2 protein-coding genes and 1 pseudogene are annotated in these 2,113 nt (G+C 61.6%); all 3 read right to left on the reverse strand.

The features are described from left to right. Nucleotides 1-147 (reverse strand): flagellar M-ring protein FliF C-terminal domain-containing protein (locus V6C16_RS11775; RefSeq protein WP_442886225.1); only part of this gene is annotated, 147 nt, incomplete at its 3' end. 110 nt (nucleotides 148-257) lie between these two features. Then, a pseudogene (locus tag V6C16_RS11780) lies at nucleotides 258-1,163 on the reverse strand (efflux RND transporter periplasmic adaptor subunit); the annotation flags it as partial. Continuing rightward, the coding region (locus tag V6C16_RS11785; protein ID WP_333543292.1) for a sensor histidine kinase at nucleotides 1,163-2,113 on the reverse strand (951 nt) is incomplete at its 5' end. The gene V6C16_RS11785 and the pseudogene V6C16_RS11780, both read right to left, overlap by 1 nt.

A 2,113-nucleotide genomic window follows, 5' to 3' on the forward strand; every position in this document is an offset into this window, starting at 1 on the left:
ATCGAACAGCTCGCGGCGTATGGTCTTCTGGCTGAAGTCCATGTCGGCGTTAACTTTGGCGATGACGCGGCCGGGGCCGAAAAGGGGCTGGAGCATTTCCTCGATGCGGCGCTCAAGATTGCGCTGCCCGGTCTGGCGGTATTCCATCTGCGTGGTGGTAATGCCCGCCAGGCTGTCTTCTTCCGGCTGGGACAGCACCTTGGAACCGTGACAGCGTCATGCAGCACGCGCACCAAAAGCCTGGCATTGACAAACTGGTTGGGGTACAGCGCTTCGTCCCTGTTGGGAAAAACCGCCTTGAGGCGCACCGTGCCCGTGGCGCTGTCTATCTGATTGTCCATCGAAATCAGGCGTCCCGTACCCAGCAGGCGCTTCTGCTCCCTGTCCCACGCCTGAACCACCAGCGGCTGCGGGTCGCTCTGTTCCTCAGCACGGCGCAGGGCCTGCACAACCAGCGGGACCTGGCTCTCGGGCAGGGTAAAAATCACGTCGCACGGGCTTGTCTCGGTAATGCGGACAAGGCCGCCGGAATCCGAGCTTTTGATCATGTTGCCTTCGTCCACATTGCGCAGACCAAGGCGACCGCTGATGGGCGCGGTAATACGGCTGTACTCCAGTTGCAGACGCGCGGAATCCACGGCGGCCTGATCGGCCTCAACCGTGCCTTCGTACTGGCGCACCAGCGCGCGCTGCGTTTCGTACTGCTGTGCGGCAATAAAGTTGCCCTGAGCCAGCTTGATATAGCGGGAAAGATCTTTGCGCGCGTTTTCAAGCTGGGCCTTGTCTCTGGCGAGGTTGCCCAGAGCCTGATCAAGACTGGCCTGAAATGGACGCGGATCAATTTCGGCCAGCAGGTCTCCGGCCTTCACGCGGCGACCTTCGGCAAAATGCAGGCGCAGCAGCTGGCCGTCCACCCGGCTGGTAACAAGCACATCGCCAGAAGGCAGCACTGTGCCAAGACCATTGAGAAAATGCGGCACATTCTGGGCCAGGGCGGCAGCCACGCGCACCGGGGGCGTATCCATGCCCATGTCCGGGCGTCCCGCTCCCCTGCCCATCAGTTTCCAGCCTCCGGCAACAGCCAAAAGGACCAGGATCAGGACAAGGGCCTTGCGGCGTCCTGAAAACAGGCCGGAAACAGGCTTATTTTGAGTAGCGGGCATTATACATCTTCTCCTTGGACTGCCGGGGGAAAAACAAGACTGAAAACGGTGCTTCCGTCCGCATCTGCGGGAAGAGATGCAAGCTCAAGCCGCCAGCCCAGGCGTTCGCAGGCCCGATGGGCCAGGGAAAGTCCCAGGCCGCTGCCCGCCCCTTCCCGGGCGACTTGCTGACCGTTCTTACAGGAGCGGCTGACGCCGCGCGAAAAAATATCCACATGGCGAACAATGCGGCCCTTGTTGCCCACCAGCATTCTGCCAGGCTCAAGCAATACAAAAGCGCGCCCATTTTCGGCGTACTGGCGGGCATTGTCCAGCAAATTCTTGAATATGACGCCTATCAGCTCTTTTTGCCCGCATACCGGAACAGGGGCTGACAGGGCCACAGCAAGAGCGACCCTGGCAGGGCCAAAGGAGCGCGGGCCGGACGGAGTTTCTGACGCAGATCTGGCCCAGGCCGTTCCGGGCAAAGCGTTTTCGTCAAGCAGGGCCAGCAGGGCGGGCAGGCAGTCTGCCCTCTGGCGGGAAGCCAGGTGCGGAAGCTTCACCGGGTGCGCAAGCCCTTCGCGTGCCATTCCATCTATGATATCCCGCAAAATCAGCGAACAGTCCAGCACAGAAGCCTGTATTTCTCCGGGCCTGCGGGCCAGCAGAAGAAGCGTGCGCACGGTGCGGCTCATGCCGGATGTGGTGCGCAGAAGACGCCCCACAACAGGAACAAGCTCCTGCGCCTGCGGCACGGTCTCGGCCAGATTCTGCAAGCGTGCCTCAAGAACCTCAAGCCCGCCCTGCATGACCGTCAGCGGCGTGCGCAGCTCATGGCTCACGTCGCCGGTAAAATGACTCTCGCGCTGCACGAAACGGTATAGTGCCTCTTCACGGGCGGCAATGGCGCGGGCGAGAACGCCCACTTCGTCGTCCATATCCGTCATGGGAACAGGCGCGGGCATCGC

The sequence above is a fragment of the Desulfovibrio sp. 1188_IL3213 genome, from assembly GCF_036763145.1.
In the GTDB taxonomy this organism is placed as follows: Bacteria; Desulfobacterota; Desulfovibrionia; order Desulfovibrionales; family Desulfovibrionaceae; genus Desulfovibrio.